This window comes from Yoonia sp. MH D7 (genome assembly GCF_054439475.1).
In genome coordinates this window covers 3076408-3091636 of the sequence record NZ_JBTJCF010000001.1, presented here as the reverse complement: position 1 = coordinate 3091636, position 15229 = coordinate 3076408, and the positions used below count along the sequence as shown (strand labels likewise).

At 57.0% G+C, this 15229-nt stretch carries 17 protein-coding genes and 1 tRNA gene; 13 read left to right on the top strand and 5 right to left on the bottom strand.

The window, feature by feature from the left end:
• Positions 1-3: 3 nt before the first annotated feature.
• Positions 4-864 (bottom strand): N-formylglutamate amidohydrolase, encoded by an 861-nt coding sequence (locus tag ACXLHR_RS15395; protein ID WP_458792264.1) that lies wholly within the window; start codon positions 862-864, stop codon positions 4-6.
• 155 nt (positions 865-1019) lie between these two features.
• On the opposite strand from ACXLHR_RS15395, the gene ACXLHR_RS15390 reads away from it, so the two are divergent.
• The 3 genes from ACXLHR_RS15390 to ACXLHR_RS15380 all read left to right on the top strand — a co-directional run bounded on the left by ACXLHR_RS15390 (position 1020) and on the right by ACXLHR_RS15380 (position 2631).
• Positions 1020-1094: transfer RNA gene (locus ACXLHR_RS15390), tRNA-Val, on the top strand.
• An 81-nt stretch (positions 1095-1175) separates the two neighbouring features.
• Positions 1176-1301: a type B 50S ribosomal protein L36 gene (gene ykgO / locus ACXLHR_RS15385; RefSeq protein ID WP_008231708.1), complete on the top strand. Its 126-nt coding sequence runs from the start codon at positions 1176-1178 to the stop codon at positions 1299-1301.
• Positions 1302-1446: 145 nt separating this feature from the next.
• Positions 1447-2631, top strand: a complete 1185-nt coding sequence (locus ACXLHR_RS15380; protein ID WP_458792263.1) for a DVUA0089 family protein — start codon at positions 1447-1449, stop codon at positions 2629-2631.
• A gap of 60 nt (positions 2632-2691) precedes the next feature.
• Here ACXLHR_RS15380 and ACXLHR_RS15375 read toward each other — a convergent pair whose 3' ends face one another.
• A complete protein-coding gene (locus tag ACXLHR_RS15375; RefSeq protein WP_458792262.1) occupies positions 2692-2979 on the bottom strand; it encodes a YggT family protein in 288 nt (95 codons plus the stop codon).
• A 142-nt stretch (positions 2980-3121) separates the two neighbouring features.
• Between ACXLHR_RS15375 and ACXLHR_RS15370 the strand changes: the two genes are divergently transcribed.
• The 7 genes from ACXLHR_RS15370 (at position 3122) to ACXLHR_RS15340 (ending at position 8670) form a co-directional block, all read left to right on the top strand.
• On the top strand, positions 3122-3661 hold the full coding sequence (locus ACXLHR_RS15370; protein ID WP_458792261.1) for an acyl-CoA thioesterase: 540 nt from the start codon (positions 3122-3124) through the stop codon (positions 3659-3661).
• 67 nt (positions 3662-3728) lie between these two features.
• On the top strand, positions 3729-5105 hold the full coding sequence (locus tag ACXLHR_RS15365) for an MFS transporter (protein ID WP_458792260.1): 1377 nt from the start codon (positions 3729-3731) through the stop codon (positions 5103-5105).
• Positions 5093-6013 (top strand): penicillin-insensitive murein endopeptidase, encoded by a 921-nt coding sequence (mepA, locus tag ACXLHR_RS15360; protein ID WP_458792259.1) that lies wholly within the window; start codon positions 5093-5095, stop codon positions 6011-6013. Before ACXLHR_RS15365 ends, mepA begins: the two co-directional genes overlap by 13 nt.
• A 1-nt stretch (position 6014) precedes the next feature.
• Positions 6015-6878, top strand: a complete 864-nt coding sequence (locus tag ACXLHR_RS15355; RefSeq protein ID WP_458792258.1) for an esterase-like activity of phytase family protein — start codon at positions 6015-6017, stop codon at positions 6876-6878.
• 90 nt (positions 6879-6968) lie between these two features.
• Positions 6969-7604 carry a queuosine precursor transporter gene (locus ACXLHR_RS15350; RefSeq protein ID WP_458792257.1) on the top strand — a complete coding sequence of 212 codons (636 nt, stop codon included), beginning with the start codon at positions 6969-6971 and terminating at the stop codon, positions 7602-7604.
• Between the two features lie 241 nt (positions 7605-7845).
• The gene (arfB, locus tag ACXLHR_RS15345) at positions 7846-8262 is read left to right on the top strand and encodes an alternative ribosome rescue aminoacyl-tRNA hydrolase ArfB (RefSeq protein ID WP_458792256.1); all 417 of its coding nucleotides are present in this window, start codon (positions 7846-7848) and stop codon (positions 8260-8262) included.
• Positions 8263-8331: 69 nt separating this feature from the next.
• On the top strand, positions 8332-8670 hold the full coding sequence (locus ACXLHR_RS15340) for a cupin domain-containing protein (protein WP_458792255.1): 339 nt from the start codon (positions 8332-8334) through the stop codon (positions 8668-8670).
• Between the two features lie 68 nt (positions 8671-8738).
• Here ACXLHR_RS15340 and pncB read toward each other — a convergent pair whose 3' ends face one another.
• The gene (gene pncB, locus ACXLHR_RS15335) at positions 8739-10031 is read right to left on the bottom strand and encodes a nicotinate phosphoribosyltransferase (protein WP_458792254.1); all 1293 of its coding nucleotides are present in this window, start codon (positions 10029-10031) and stop codon (positions 8739-8741) included.
• 188 nt (positions 10032-10219) lie between these two features.
• On the opposite strand from pncB, the gene ACXLHR_RS15330 reads away from it, so the two are divergent.
• Positions 10220-10810 carry a hypothetical protein gene (locus ACXLHR_RS15330; RefSeq protein ID WP_458792253.1) on the top strand — a complete coding sequence of 197 codons (591 nt, stop codon included), beginning with the start codon at positions 10220-10222 and terminating at the stop codon, positions 10808-10810.
• Positions 10811-10833: 23 nt separating this feature from the next.
• Here ACXLHR_RS15330 and ACXLHR_RS15325 read toward each other — a convergent pair whose 3' ends face one another.
• Positions 10834-11295: a tellurite resistance TerB family protein gene (locus tag ACXLHR_RS15325; protein ID WP_458792252.1), complete on the bottom strand. Its 462-nt coding sequence runs from the start codon at positions 11293-11295 to the stop codon at positions 10834-10836.
• A gap of 69 nt (positions 11296-11364) precedes the next feature.
• Positions 11365-13401 (bottom strand): DNA helicase RecQ, encoded by a 2037-nt coding sequence (gene recQ / locus ACXLHR_RS15320; protein WP_458792251.1) that lies wholly within the window; start codon positions 13399-13401, stop codon positions 11365-11367.
• A gap of 127 nt (positions 13402-13528) precedes the next feature.
• On the opposite strand from recQ, the gene ACXLHR_RS15315 reads away from it, so the two are divergent.
• Both ACXLHR_RS15315 and ACXLHR_RS15310 read left to right on the top strand, forming a co-directional pair.
• Positions 13529-14176 (top strand): histidine phosphatase family protein, encoded by a 648-nt coding sequence (locus ACXLHR_RS15315; protein WP_458792250.1) that lies wholly within the window; start codon positions 13529-13531, stop codon positions 14174-14176.
• Between the two features lie 9 nt (positions 14177-14185).
• On the top strand, positions 14186-15223 hold the full coding sequence (locus ACXLHR_RS15310; RefSeq protein WP_458792249.1) for a saccharopine dehydrogenase: 1038 nt from the start codon (positions 14186-14188) through the stop codon (positions 15221-15223).
• Positions 15224-15229 lie beyond the last annotated feature (6 nt).

The window sequence follows — 15229 nt, the reverse complement described above, 5'->3', positions numbered from 1 at the left end:
ATCCTACTGCGCAGCCAACACCGCCCCGGTATCACGGCCAATCTCGGCAATCTGCGCCATCACCCCCGACAACACCTTACGCAAAGGCTCAAAGTTATCGTTCACCTGCAATGTCGCCTCATCCATATAAAGCCCGCGATCGATTTCAATCTGCACAGCGTGCTGGCTGCGCGACGGACGGCCATAATGCTGCACAATATACGCCCCGGCAAACGGCATATTGCGGGCCACCCTTAGCCCAGCCGACGCAAACGCCGCCTCAATACGCTCCACAACACCACCCGACGCCGCCGCTCCAAACCGATCCCCCAATACAATATCAGGTCGACCTCCCGCAACACTCACATTCTCCAACGCCTCATGCGGCATCGAATGACAATCGATCAGGATCGACTGGCCAAAGGCGCGATGATTCTCATCAACCAACGTCTGCAACGCATCATGATACGGTCGCCAATACCGCGTGATCCGGTATTGCGCCTCCGCCAGCGAAATTTTCCCGTGATAAATCTGGCGTCCGCCCGCCACAACGCGCGGCACGACACCCAACCCGCTTGCAACCCTCGAATTCTGTGACACGCGACGCACACCTTCAATCAGCCCCGAATCCATTTCCTCAGGACCACGGTTCAAATCCAGATAAGCGCGCGGCGCCGTCGCACATAACAAAGGCGCACCAAACTTCGGCGCATCCGCATATAAAACATCCACAAACGCATCCTCGGACGACCTGATCTCCATATCGTCCAACACAGATCCCTGCAAAAATGACAGCTTATAATCGCGGCCACTATGCGGCGACGCAAATATCACACTGGTGGTGCGTGCATCGGGCATCATCAACTGATATGGGGCTTCAAGCATAGTGGCTCCTTTGCCAAATATCTTAACCTGATAAATCTGTTTTTCAAAAGCCCTTGATCCCCCCCGCGAACCCTTTTATAGACCGCACGACTGACGCGGCTCACCCCGCGTCCTATTTTGTTATAGGGCGCAGGATTGACACCAAAGCAGACAAAGGATGATTAGCTCAGCGGTAGAGCACTTCGTTGACATCGAAGGGGTCACTGGTTCGATCCCAGTATCGTCCACCAGAATTCACCGGCACACACCCGTGTGTCGTTAATGCAACCAAGGCGCAATCGCAGCGCCGCGAAAAAAGAAGGAATGAACTCATGAAAGTTCGTAACTCCCTCCGCTCGCTCAAGCAGCGTCACCGCGATTGCCGCATCGTGCGCCGTAAGGGCCGCGTCTATGTAATCAACAAGACGCAGCGTCGGTTCAAAGCTCGTCAGGGCTAAACCACCGCAATGCATTGATCTAGAATTGGTCGTATCCGTCACCGGATGCGGCCTTTTTTATTGGGGAAATCCTATTATCTCACTGGCAATGGCCCCCTCCTTGGGTCTAGGTTTATGCAAACATCGTGGTCCAAGGAGTTTCCCCATGAAACGTACATTACTGACATCAACAGCACTCGCCTTTGCGTTCGCAGCCCCGCTCGCAGCGCAGGATATTTGTAGCGGCGTCACAGGCGGACAATGGATCGGCGGCAACGAAGACGCGTCCGACATCTCCACATCCGACGCTTACCGCGAACAAATGGCGCTGGTGCTTGGCGGCAATAGCTACGTCTCGCTCTTCAAACTCTCCGAGGCCACCGATGTCCGGATCGAGGCCGCAGGTCGCGGCGCAGGTGATCCGCTTATCGATATTTTTGACGCGGCTGGCAGCATCATCACCTCTGACGATGATTCGGGTGGTGGCGGAGCCGCGCGCTCCGAAATTTCGCTCGAAGCAGGCAACTATTGCATGAGCATGAAAAGCTATGACGACGCGCCAATGACCGCCTTTGTGCGGATCGGACGCAACGAACACGAGGCCCTCACCGAAGGCGCAATCAGCGGCGGCAATGAACCCACCGGCAGCTGCGCCGAAGCAACTCCTTTTGGCGCACTTGGCACCACCAATTCCGCATCGGTAAACGAGACAGGTTTCTGGTCCTTCACCCTGCCCGAACCAACCGCGATTTCGATCACCGCCAATAACGCTGCGGCCGATCCGATTATCACGCTGTTCGATAACGATGATAACACGATTGCCGAAAACGACGACGCCGACGGGCTGAACTCGCGGATCGACCAATCCAGCCCACTTGCCGCAGGTGACTACTGCCTGAACGTGCGGTCATATGGTGACGATTCGCTGCCGATTGACGTGACAATCTCGGTCTATGACCCCGCCGCTGCTACCGCCTCGCTTTACGCTCAGGGCGAAGCCTCACCACCACTCGACGGCACTGTTGAAATCAACGCATTGGGATTGCTGCCAAACCGGATGCGCCACGATGCACAGGTTAGCAACAACACAACATGGTTTAGCTTTGACGTGGATAAAACCGGCCTGCTCCTGATCGAAGCCATCGCAGCAGGCGACAACGGCGATCCTTGGCTGATCCTCTATGACGATCTGGGCCGCGAAATTCAGCGTAATGACGACAATGACGGGCTTAACAGCCAGATCACCGCGCGTGTGAACCCCGGCTCTTACATCGCAGGCGTCAAACAAGTCAGCAGCAGCAACGAAAGCATGATCCGCCTGATCTTTGAACGCTACGTGCCTGCGGAATAACGCCGCTTTGACAAAAACACCCCGCCCCCTCGATCATCGACGGGGCGGGGTAATCTGCGTCTAAAAGAATAACTGCGCGTTATTCACCAACAAGATGCGGATCACTTCCAGACCCAGCAGCGCCGCAATCGGCGACAGATCAATACCGCCCAAATTCGGCAGCACACGGCGCAACGGGCCATAGATCGGCTCCAAAATCCGCTGCAATGTATACCAGATCTGCCCGACCAGCGGCTGACGCACATTCAACACATCAAAGCTGATCAACCAACTCATGATAAAATGAGCAAAAATTAGCGTGCGGGCAATACTCAAAACAAGCATCAGGATTTCGAAAATAGATTGCATTAGTTACGACTTTCATAAGGTTTTACTGCAAGTAAAGGCAGAACAGCTTCTGAACAAGGGGGCGGTTGCCGCGAGGTCACAAGTTGACGCTTAGGTAAACATCACTAACTATGCCAGATAACCATTGAAAGCACCCCCACACATGTATCCCTTCGGCCGCCTGATCAAAGATATGATTCTCGCCCGCAACGCACCCGCCTTGCCGATCCTCGGGCTACATGTGTCGTATCACCGGTGCTGGCCGCAAGACATCGACGGCTTCATGGAAATGAACAACGGACGTATCCTGACGATCCTCGACCTGGGGCGTACCGTCTTGGCCAAACGCACAGGGCTTCTGACAATCCTGCGCGCAAACCGTTGGGGGTTAACCATGGCCGGCACATCCGTGCGCTACCGTAAACGGATCAGACCTTTTGTGCGCTTCAAAATGCTCAGCCGCGCCATCGGCTGGGATCACCGGTTTTTCTACATCGACCAATCCATCTGGATCAACGGCGAATGCGCGGCCCAAGCCCTCTACCGCTCGGCAGTCACCGACAAAAACGGCATCGTCACACCCGATCGCGTGCTGGAACAGATCAACGTCAACACTCCCTCGCCGGACCTGCCCGCGTGGGTCACCAACTGGGTCGACGCCGACGCCACACGCCCTTGGCCGCCCGAATTACCCGCCACCTAAACCACCCCTTGCATGAACTCCCTGTTGCGGTGTCTTATCCGGTTAATAAAAACACAGGGCGGGGCGCATGGCGATCACACAAAAGAAACGAATCTGGGGCTGGATGGCCTTCGATTGGGCGACTCAACCGTTCTACACCCTAGGCCTCACATTCGTCTTTGGCCCCTATTTCGCCGCCGTCGCCGCACAACACTACCTCGGCACCGGCCTGTCCGAAGCCGCCGCGGATGCCCAAGCCCAATCCATCTGGGGCATCGGACAATCCATCGCCGGGGTGCTGATCGCGCTCTCCGCTCCCGTCCTTGGTGCATTCGCCGACACATCGGGGCGCAAAATCCCATGGCTTATCTTCTTCTCGATCATCTACGTGGTCGCCACCTCAATGCTCTGGGGGCTGACCCCCGACGGCACATCCCTCATCTTCATGCTCGTCATTTTCTACGTCGGCTTCTTTGCCGCAGAAAGCGCGCTTAACTTTTCCAACGCCATCCTGCCATCGCTTGGCACCACCGAACAAGTCGGGCGCATTTCCGGCTCTGGCGCGGCATTCGGCTATTGGGGCGGGGTCGTCGCACTCTTCATCATGCTGTTATTCCTCGCGGAAAACGACGCAGGCGTGACGCTGCTTGGCAACGCACCACTCTTCGGCCTCGACCCTGAACTGCGCGAAGGCACCCGCTCCGTCGGCCCCTTTATTGCCATCTGGTTCGCCGTCTTCATGATCCCGTTCTTCCTGTGGGTGCGCGACACCCCGACAACCAAGGACGCAACTCCGGCCATAGGCACCGTCCTCACAAACCTCTGGGCCACATTGAAATCTGTGTTCAAACGCAAAAGCCTGTTCAACTTTCTAGTAGGCTCGATGGTCTACCGCGACGCTCTCAACGCTCTGTATGCATTCGGCGGGGTCTACGCCGCACTCGTGCTCGACTGGCAAACCATCCAGATTGGTGTGTTCGGCATCATCGCCGCCATCGCAGCGGCCATCGCCACATGGATCGGTGGGTTATGCGACCAAAAACACGGTCCGAAACCCGTGATTGTCACCTCGATCCTCGCCCTGATTATCGTCTGCATACTCATCGTGGGCATGTCGCGCGAGCATCTGTTCTTTATGACACTGCCAGCAGGCTCATCCCTTCCCGACACCATCTTCTACATCTGCGGCGCAACCATCGGCGGTGCAGGCGGTGCGCTCTATTCCGCTTCACGCTCCATGATGGTGCGCCATACTCACCCCGACCGCCCGACCGAAGCCTTTGGCCTTTTCGCCCTCACCGGCAAAGCCACAGCATTCCTCGCGCCCTTACTGATCACAATTTTCACCCTCGCCACCGGCAACACACAACTCGGCTTCCTGCCCGTGATCTTTCTTTTCCTCATAGGGCTAGTCATGCTACGGTGGGTAAACAAAGACGGAGATCGCGCAGAATGGTCCGCATAAGTATTGCAGCAGCCCTCATCGCCGCCCTCGCATCCTGCGGCGGCGACAACACCCCCGACACTGCCAGCCAGTCAAATGTCAGCACACAAACCGTGACTGATACGCGGGTCGCCAAAGACGTGTTTGGGTATATCTCGACCGCCTCGTCGGGACGCGCGGAATCGATCGGCGAATATGCGCGCGGCTGTCAGGCGGGCGCTGTGCAACTGCCTGAAACCGGTCCGACATGGCAAGCTATGCGCCTGTCACGCAACCGAAACTGGGCACAACCCGTGACTGTCGGCTTCGTGCAAGACCTGTCACGCTTTGCTGCAACCCAGGCAGGCTGGAACGGTTTATACGTCGGCGACATGAGCCAGCCACGCGGCGGCCCAATGCTTACAGGACACGCCAGCCACCAATCGGGCCTCGACGCCGATATCTGGATGCTGCCCCCTAACCGCCTGAACCTGAACGCCTCTGAACGTGAAAATCTGTCGTCGATTTCGATGCGCCGCGCCTCTGGTGCCTTCACCAACAGCAGATGGACCCCGCAACACGAAGCAATCCTGAAAGCCGCTGCCTCTGATCCGCGCGTCGCCCGCATCTTTGTCTTTCCCGGTGCCAAGGTCGAAATGTGCAAAAACGCAACAGGCGACCGCAGCTGGCTGAACAAGATCAGGCCGTGGGCCGGACACCACTACCACTTCCATGTGCGGCTTAACTGCGCGCCGGGTGCTGCCGATTGCAAAAATCAGGCGCCACCCCCCGCAGGTGACGGTTGCGCAGACGCGCAGGCATGGGTGGACAACATCCTGAACCCGCCGCCCCCGCAACCCAGAGATCCGAACGCCGTACCAACCGCACCTCGCGGCCCCCTGACGCTGGCGCGCCTGCCCGCACAATGCATGGGCGTTATTGAAAAATAAAATGCGGATTGCCCTGATATTCATGATGCTCGCAGCCTGCGGGCATCACCTAACGGCTGCGCCCACACTGCTAAGTGCGACCACATGGACCGACCCCGATCCGTTTTTCGGCGGCTTCTCCGGCTTTGAAATCGCCGAAGACGGCCGCAGCTTTCACGCGCTTAGCGACCGTGGGGCAATGCTGGCAACAGCGACATTAACCCGCAAAGACGGGATCATCACCGCCATTTCCGCACCCGAAATGACGCGATTGCGCCGCCCGGACGGTAAACAAGGTGAGACATGGATCGACAGCGAGGGGCTCGCCATCGCCGCTGACGGGACCATCTTTGTCTCCAGCGAAGGACCGCAGCACAGCATTTTCCAATACAACAGCCGCGACGCTGCAAAGGCAATCGTACTGCCACAACACCCCGATTTCGCAAGCTTGCAAAGTAACAGTTCGCTTGAGGCGCTGGCAATCGGACCGGATGGCGCACTTTACACCCTGCCTGAACGCTCGGGCCGCGCCAACTACCCCTTCCCGATCTATCGCTACAAAGACGGCACATGGGATATCCCGTTTCACATCCCGCGGCGCGGTAATCACCTTGCCGTTGGCGCAGATATCGGCCCCGACAACCGGCTCTATATCCTTGAGCGGCATTTCACAGGCATCGGTTTCCAATCGCGTGTGCGACGGTTTAATCTGGACGGCACAGCCGAGAAAACCCTTCTCGACACCGCCAACGGCACCCATGACAACCTAGAAGCGATCGGCATCTGGCAAGACGCAACAGACCAGCTGCGTATGACACTTATTTCCGACGATAACTTCAAATTCTTCCAGCGCACCGAGATCGTCGAATACCTGATCAACGATTGACCGGCCACCTTTGGCAATGGTAGTGCGGCGCGTCTCCGACTGATCGGGGACCAAGTGCCGCACCCTTGTTAAAACGGATAATGTAATAAAATGACCAAACTTCTCCCCGGCGTGATCGCCATGGCCCTCGTTGTCGTCGCCTCCAACATCCTCGTTCAATTCCTGATCCTCGACGGATTACTGACATGGGGCGCGTTCACCTACCCGCTCGCCTTCCTCGTGACCGATATCATGAACCGCATCTACGGTGCGCAAGCAGCACGCCGCGTGGTCTACACCGGCCTGATCACAGGAATCACATGTTCGTTAGTCGGATCGCAGATCATGCTCGAATTCGGTCCCGCCGTAGCGCTACGGGTGGCCATCGGGTCGGCATGCGCCTTCCTCATCGCGCAACTTCTCGACATCGCCGTGTTCAACAGATTACGCGCAGGATCGTGGTGGAAAGCACCGCTCGTCTCGACATTCATCTCTTCAATTGTCGACACGATCATCTTTTTCACCATCGCATTCTCCAGCCTTTTCAACAGTGTAAACGCAACAGCAACAGAGCAGATCATCTGGGCACAAGACCCGGTGCCATTCCTGAATATAGGACCAATCGTCCCGCTGTGGGTCTCGCTCGCGGTTGCGGATTGGGGCGTGAAAATCACCATCGCACTGCTGGCCTTGATCCCGTTCCGGATCATCATCAGCAAGATCACCGCCCCCTCAAAAACGATTTGACATATACGCCAGATATGCGAACCTGATCAAAGTGAAACATTTGAAAGGAGGTGATCTAGTGCATCAGTGTGTATTGGAGAAGGCAGTCGGGACAACTTGGGGCAAGCAAACTTAGAGCAATCTTTAGGTTTATTTAACCCAAGGTGGAGTTCCTAACCGACTCACCTCCGTTATTCAGGAAAGGGCTATCCCAAACGGGGTAGCCCTTTTTTATTGCGGTTTTGCCTGTATGATTGGCCTCATGAAAATCACCGACCAAATCGAAATTGCTGACTGGGAAATGACCGAATCCTTCACCCGCGCCTCTGGTCCGGGTGGGCAGAACGTGAACAAAGTGTCCACGGCGGTCGAATTGCGGTTCGAGGCCGAGCGGTCGCCAAACTTGCCTGATCCTGTGAAGCGGCGGTTGAAGCGGTTAGCGGGGCGGCGGTGGACAAACGAGGGCGCGATTGTGCTGTTTGTGCAGGACACGCGGTCGCAGGCGCGCAACCGCGAGCTTGCCTTGGCGCGGTTGCATGATCTGGTTTTGGAAGCGACCAAAACCCCCAAACGACGGATTTCGACGCGACCCACATATGGATCGGTGAAACGGCGGTTGGCGGGGAAAAAAGAGCGCGGCGAGGTGAAGAAACTGCGCGGGAAAGTCGAAGACGACTGAAAACCTTATCCGCGGATAAGGCGTTCGGTGGTGTGACGGAATGTTAAGATATTGAGAACCGAGGATAAAATGACGCTAATTTATCGCATGACCCGCACTGGCGACCCTGAAATCAGCCGCCCTGCGCCTGAAAAAATCGTGTCCGGCGACCCCGTGTTCACCACATGGAACGTCGAGGACGTGGACGGGCTTTATGCAGGCATCTGGCAAAGTACGGCGGGCCGCTGGCGCATTTCCTATGACGAATGGGAATACTGCCACATCCTAGAGGGTGTGTCGGTGCTGCACGGATCAGACGGCAGCCGCCTTGAGGTCAAAGCCGGCGACAGCTTTGTCCTGCGCCCCGGATTTGTCGGGGAGTGGGAAGTGATTGAGACCACGGTGAAGGAGTACGTGATTAGGGTTTGAAGGGGGAAGGTTTCGAGGAGATCTATTTGCGTAAATTGCTCTTCAATAGCTAAGCTCGATTAATTCGGTCAAACCACAACCTCGACCTTCTCCTGCTCCCCAACCCCGAACACCCGCTTGTACCGTGCGATCTCGCTTGCGGGGCCCATGGATTTGTTGGGGTTGTCGCTGAGTTTTACGGTGGGGGCGCCGTTGGCCGAGATGGCTTTGCAGACCAAGCTGAATGGCGCGAGGGTGTCGTTTTCGGTGAGGCCCTTGAAGTCGTTGGTCAGCATCGTGCCCCAGCCGAATGAGACGCGGCAGCGGTCTTTGAATTGCGCTTGCAGGGTGACGATTTTGTCGACGTCTAGCCCGTCCGAGAAGATGACCAGTTTCTTGGTCGGGTCTTCGCCGCGCGATTTCCACCAGTTGATCGCCATTTCCGCCCCTGTTGCGGGGTCGCCGCTGTCGACGCGGATGCCTGTCCAGCTGGTCAGCCAATCGGGTGCGCCGTCGAGGAAGCCTTGTGTGCCGTAGGTGTCGGGCAGGATGATCCGCAGATTGCCCACGTGTTCGTCATGCCAGTCGGCCAGAACGTCGTAGGGGGATTGGCGCAATTCTTCGTCGGTTTTGGCCAAGGCGGCGTAGACCATGGGCAGCTCGTGGGCGTTTGTGCCGATGGCGGCAAGGTCGCGGTTTTTGGCGATGAGGCAGTTTGATGTGCCGACAAAGTTGTCGCCGAGTCCTTCGGACATGGCTTGCACGCACCAGTCCTGCCACAGGAAACTATGGCGGCGGCGTGTGCCAAAATCCGCGATGGCGAGATTTTCGACGCCGCGCAGTGTTTCGACTTTTTCCCAGACTTTGGTTTTTGCGCGGGCGTAGAGGACTTCCAGCTCGAAACGGCCCATTGTGCCGAGGACCGCGCGGCCGCGCAGTTCCATGAGGACCGCGAGGGCGGGGATTTCCCAAAGCATGACTTCGGGCCAAGAGCCTTCGAATGTCAGCTCGTATTGACCGTCGACTTTTTCGAGGTGGTAGGGTGGTAGCGTCAAGTTTTCGAACCAGTCCATGAATTCCGGCGTGAACATTTGGCGTTTGCCGTAAAATGTGTTGCCGCGCATCCACGTGCTTTCGCCGCGTGTCAGAGAGAGCGAGCGGATGTGGTCGAGTTGTTCGCGCAACTCGCCTTCGTCTACTAGATCGGCAAGGCGGATGTGTTTGGAACGGTTGATCAGGCTGAACGTGACTTGGGTGTCGGGTTTGTTACGAAACACCGATTGGCACATCAAGAGTTTGTAAAAGTCGGTGTCGATCAGCGACCGCACGATGGGGTCGATTTTCCATTTGTGGTTCCAAACGCGGGTGGCGATGTCGGTCATGTAGACGGTCCTTATGGTTGGGCAACTTAGACCAAGTGGAGGGGGGCAAAGGCAAGCCCCATTGCGGCATCGGGTCCACTTCGCGTTACAAAATTGACTTTCCACTCAACTTTTTCTTGCGAGGTCGAAAAAGGGGGGGCTAGGAAAAATAATAATTAGGTCACTATTTTGTTATCGGAGTCCGCGTATTGGAAATTTCACAAACATACATTGATCTTTTGCGCGCTGCGCACCTGTTGTTTTTTGCCGCGGGAATGGGGACCGCATTATACCTCGATTTCCTGTCGTTCTGGTCGATCCAGACCCAGAATAGCGACGCCGATATTCGCGACATAGAGCGCATTCACCTCTGGATTGCTGTGGCGTTTGCGGGGCTTTGGATCACCGGATTGTCGTTGATTTATGTACGCACCGGTTTTGAATTTTCAGCGTTTTCGCCCAAGTTGTGGGCGAAAGTTGCGGTGATGGTTGCGATGACGGTGAACTCGCTGGTTATTGCCGCATTTATTCTACCGATGATGCGCAAGACCTTGGGCAATCGCGTGATTGACCTGTCGTTGCCCAAGCTTATAGGGGCCACGCAGATCGCCTCGATTAGCGTGTTTTGCTGGACGTCAGGCCTTGTTCTGGGGTCGAGCGTTGTGTTCAAAGCCGCCCCATGGGACGTTCTGTTGCCGTTGCTCGCAGGCTGGTTCGTGATCGTATCGGTCGTTGGACAGATTGGGGTTTTGGCCAAGCGCCGGCGCTATTGCGCGGCGCTTGTCGCGTCATCTGCCTGATTATCCGTCTGCATCAAACCCGCTTAGTCGCGCTTTTTGGGCAACTTGGCCTTTTCGATATCGTGCAATTGCTTGCTGACCTCGGGTGACACGCCAAGTGCGGCCACGATGGCAAGAAGCAACTCGTCTTCTTCCTTGTGCTCGATACCGTCGGCGAACACCACTGACCACAGGGTGGATACTGCCGCTTCGCGATCTGCCAGACTGATTGCGTCGTGCAGGATCGCTACCAACTCGTCGGTGGCTGGCATTTCTTCTTCCAGCTTTTCACAACCTGCGCGCATTTTCGCAGCCTCTACAGGGTTGAGGTTGTAGAGTTTACCCAAAACGGCATCGATCCGCTCGACTTCTTCAAACAGGTAGGCGTGATCGACCTTGGCCGCCCGCACCATCAACGCGCCGAGTGCATTGCGCGCGTCCGCCTCTGGCAGTTTCGTCTCAAATTCTGCTTCGCCGCCAAAAAGCGCCAAGATGCGTGAAAACATAAGTCAGGATCCGTCTATAATATCGCGTTATGATAAAGGTATGCATTCATGCGCAAACGCGCAACAGGGTTAACCACTAGTCAGAATTTCAAGGAATGCGGGACCAAAGCGTTCGGTCTGCTTTTCACCGATCAGCCGCGCGATACCTGTCATGTCAGCGTTGCGCAGTTGCGCCACTTTGGACAATGTCGCGGCGTTCAGCGACATAGGTTTATCGGTACCTTCGGGGCCGCGCGCAAGGTCGGCTTGGGCGGCGAGCAGACGGTCATAAACGGCCCCCTCAGAGCGGCCAGCGAGTTTGCGGCGCATTGGATGCACGTCTTCGACCGCGCCTGCGATCACTTCGAGGAAGGCGCGTCCGTAGCTTTCGAGTTTTTTGGCGCCAACGCCGCTAATTCCTGCCATTTGATCGAGGTTCATCGGGCGCTTTTCAGCCATTTCGATCAGGGATTTATCGTTGAACACGATATAGGCGGGGCCGCCGAGTTGTTCGGCAAAGAACCGGCGTTTGGCCTTTAGAGCTGACAGCAGTGGCGCGTCGTCTTCGCTCACCATCTGGCGAATTTGCGGGCTGAATCCTTTGGCGGCTTTGATGCTGTCACGGCGCAGTTCGATTTTGGCTTCGCCACGCAAAATGGGGCGGGCGTGTTCGGTCATACGCAGTGCGCCGTGGCGTTCGCGGTCGGGGCGCATCAGATCGTGGCCCATCATTTGCCGGAAAATCGCCTGCCATTGGCGTTTATCGTAGTCTTTGCCGACGCCGTAGGTTGGCAGGCTGTCGTGGCCGCGCTGTGCGATTTTGTCGGTTTTAGCACCAAGCAGAATGTCGATCAGATGGCCCGCGCCAAAGTATTCATCGGTACGCAGAGCGGCGGAAAGCGCCATGCGCACGGCGGTTGTGCCGTCGAAAATATCGGCTGGTTTATCGCAGAGGTCGCAGTTGCCGCAGGGGGCTGGGTCTTCGCCAAAGTAGCGCAAAAGGTTCACGCGCCGACAGTGTAATGCCTCGGCCAAACCAAGAAGGGCGTTGAGCCGCCCATGATCTGCGGCGCGCCGTTCGGGTGGGGCGAGCCCTTCATCGATTTGTTGGCGCCGATAGCGAATGTCGTCGGGACCGAAAAGTGTGAGGGTTTCAGCGGGCGCACCATCGCGCCCTGCCCGCCCGATTTCCTGATAATAGCTTTCGATCGATTTGGGCAGGTCGGCATGGGCGACCCAGCGGATATCGGGTTTGTCGATGCCCATCCCAAAGGCAACGGTTGCGCAAACGATTAACCCGTCTTCCTGCTGGAAGCGGCGCTCGACAATGCGGCGGTCGTCTGCGTCCATGCCGCCATGATAAAAACAAGCGGTGTGTCCCGCGTCGTTCAACGCCCTTGCAAGGGTTTCGGTTTTGGCGCGGGTGCCGGTGTAGACGATCCCTGACTGGCCTTTGCGTGCGCTGGCGAAGTTCAGGATTTGGGTGCGGGGGCCATCTTTGACTTCAAAAGCCAGATGGATATTCGGCCGATCAAAGCCGCGCAGGAACGTCGAAGGCTCGGCACCGTCGAACAGTTTTTGCACGATCTCGGCGCGGGTTTCGGCGTCGGCGGTGGCGGTGAAGGCAGCAAGAGGCACGTTCAACAGGCGGCGCAACTCGCCGATTTTCAGATAGTCAGGGCGGAAATCGTGCCCCCATTGGCTAACGCAATGCGCCTCGTCGACGGCAATCATGCCAACGCCAGCGCGCTGCAACATGCGCATTGTGCCGCCAGACGCCAACCGTTCGGGGGCCATGTAGAGCAGGCGCAATGTGCCAGCCTCAAGCCCCGCCCAAACGGCGTCGGTCTCTTCTTCGGTGTTGCCAGAGGTCAGCGCGCCCGCCTCGACACCCGCCTCGCGCAGACCGCGCACTTGGTCACGCATCAGCGCGATGAGGGGGGAAATGACGACTGTGACACCGGTCCGAGCCAACGCAGGAAGTTGGAAGCAAAGCGATTTACCGCCGCCTGTGGGCATGATCGCAAGTGTATTTTCGCCCGCAATCACCGCCTCGACGATCTCTTGCTGACCAGGCCTGAACGCGTCAAAGCCAAAGATATCTTTCAGCAAAAGGGCGGCGCTCATAAGGGTTACTTTCCGTGTCAGGTCGGCGCACAATCCCACATGCGGAATCTGCAAACAAGGGCCAAGGCGACGCTTGCGCCATCGGGCTTGCATAGCTACCCATGTGGCAACGCAAAGGAGATATACGTTGGGTGAAATTACACTGGTCCGCCACGGGCAGGCCAATTCTGCGGCGACCAATGAAGCAGATTATGACCGGCTGACCGAGCTGGGACATCAGCAGGCCGCATGGCTGGGCCACTGGATCAAGGCCCACGATGGCCCCTTTGATAGTGTCTATTCAGGCAGTTTACGCCGTCAGCGCGAGACTATTGCAGGGATGGGGTTTGAAGATGTGTCGGTTGACGAGCGGTTAAACGAAATCACCTATTACGATTTGGCGGCTGAAATGGATACCTTGGGGTTGGTTGCGCCGCGCGAGGGGCCCGACGATTTCGCCGTTCACTTTCCCGCGACATTGACCGCATGGCGTGATGGCAAGATTGCAGGTGGCGAGACCTATGCCAATTATTCGCAGCGCGTGCAGGACGTGATCAACGAGGCAGCACAACCAGGCAAGCGCATTTTATGTGTGACCTCTGGCGGGATTATTGCCCGTGCTGTGGCGCATATTTTGCATCTGGATATTCCGCAGATGGCGCAGATTGCCTTGCCGATTTTGAACACCTCGGTGCACCGGATTCATGTCACGCCACAGGGACCGATTTTGGGGGCATTTAACGCGGCTCCGCATCTGGATCACGTGGACCGTTTAGCGGCGCGCACGCATTATTAAGGATCGAATATGACACATCTATGGGTTCGCGCCGAAAGTCGCGCACATGAAGAGCGGATCGGGATTACGCCTGAGGGGGCGGCGAAATTGCTGGCCGCAGGGTTTCAGGTGACGGTTGAGGAAAGTGTGCAGCGCGCGATTGGGCTGGACGGATTTATTGCAGCAGGGTGCGCCACCGCGCCTGAAGGCGGCTGGGTCGATGCCCCGCGTGACGCGATTATTTTCGGGCTGAAAGAGTTACCAGAAGATGGCACACCGTTGCCGCACCGCCATATCATGTTTGGTCACGCTTATAAGGGGCAAGCGGCGGGGCGCGTCCTACTGGACCGTTTCGTGGCGGGCGGTGGCACGTTATTTGATCTAGAGTATCTGGTGGATGAAGACGGGCGGCGCGTTGCCGCGTTTGGCTATTGGGCGGGATATGCGGGGGCGGCGGTAAGTTTGCTTGCATGGATTGCACAGCAGCGTGGTGACCTTGCGGGGCCTGTGGAAACCTATGCCAGTGCGGGTGCGATGCGTGATGAATTGGCCACGCATTTGAAAGGTGCAAAGCCGTCGGCGTTAATTATCGGGGCGCTGGGCCGTGTTGGCACAGGCGCGGCGGATCTGTTTGAGGCATTGGGGCTGCCTGTGACCAAGTGGGATATGGCCGAAACTGCGTCGGGTGGCCCGTTCCTGCAGATGTTAGAGCATGATATCTTCCTGAACTGTATTCTGGCCCGCGATGGCACGCCTGTGTTTGTGCCGATGTCGGCCAAGACGGCGACGCGGAAACTGACGGTGATTGGGGATATTGCTTGCGATCCGCAGAGTGATTTTTCACCGATCAAGGTCTATGATTTAGAGACGACATGGAGTGCGCCCGCATTGCGCGTGCATGATGATCCTCCGCTAGACGTGACCGCGATTGATAATCTGCCGTCGCTTTTGCCTGTCGAAAGCAGCGAAGATTTTGCGGGGCAGTTGATTGCATATCTTGGCCAACTTGACGATTTGGAAAGTGGCGTTTGGGGGCGGGCGAAACAGGTTTTTGTCGCCGCGACCTAGCTATTG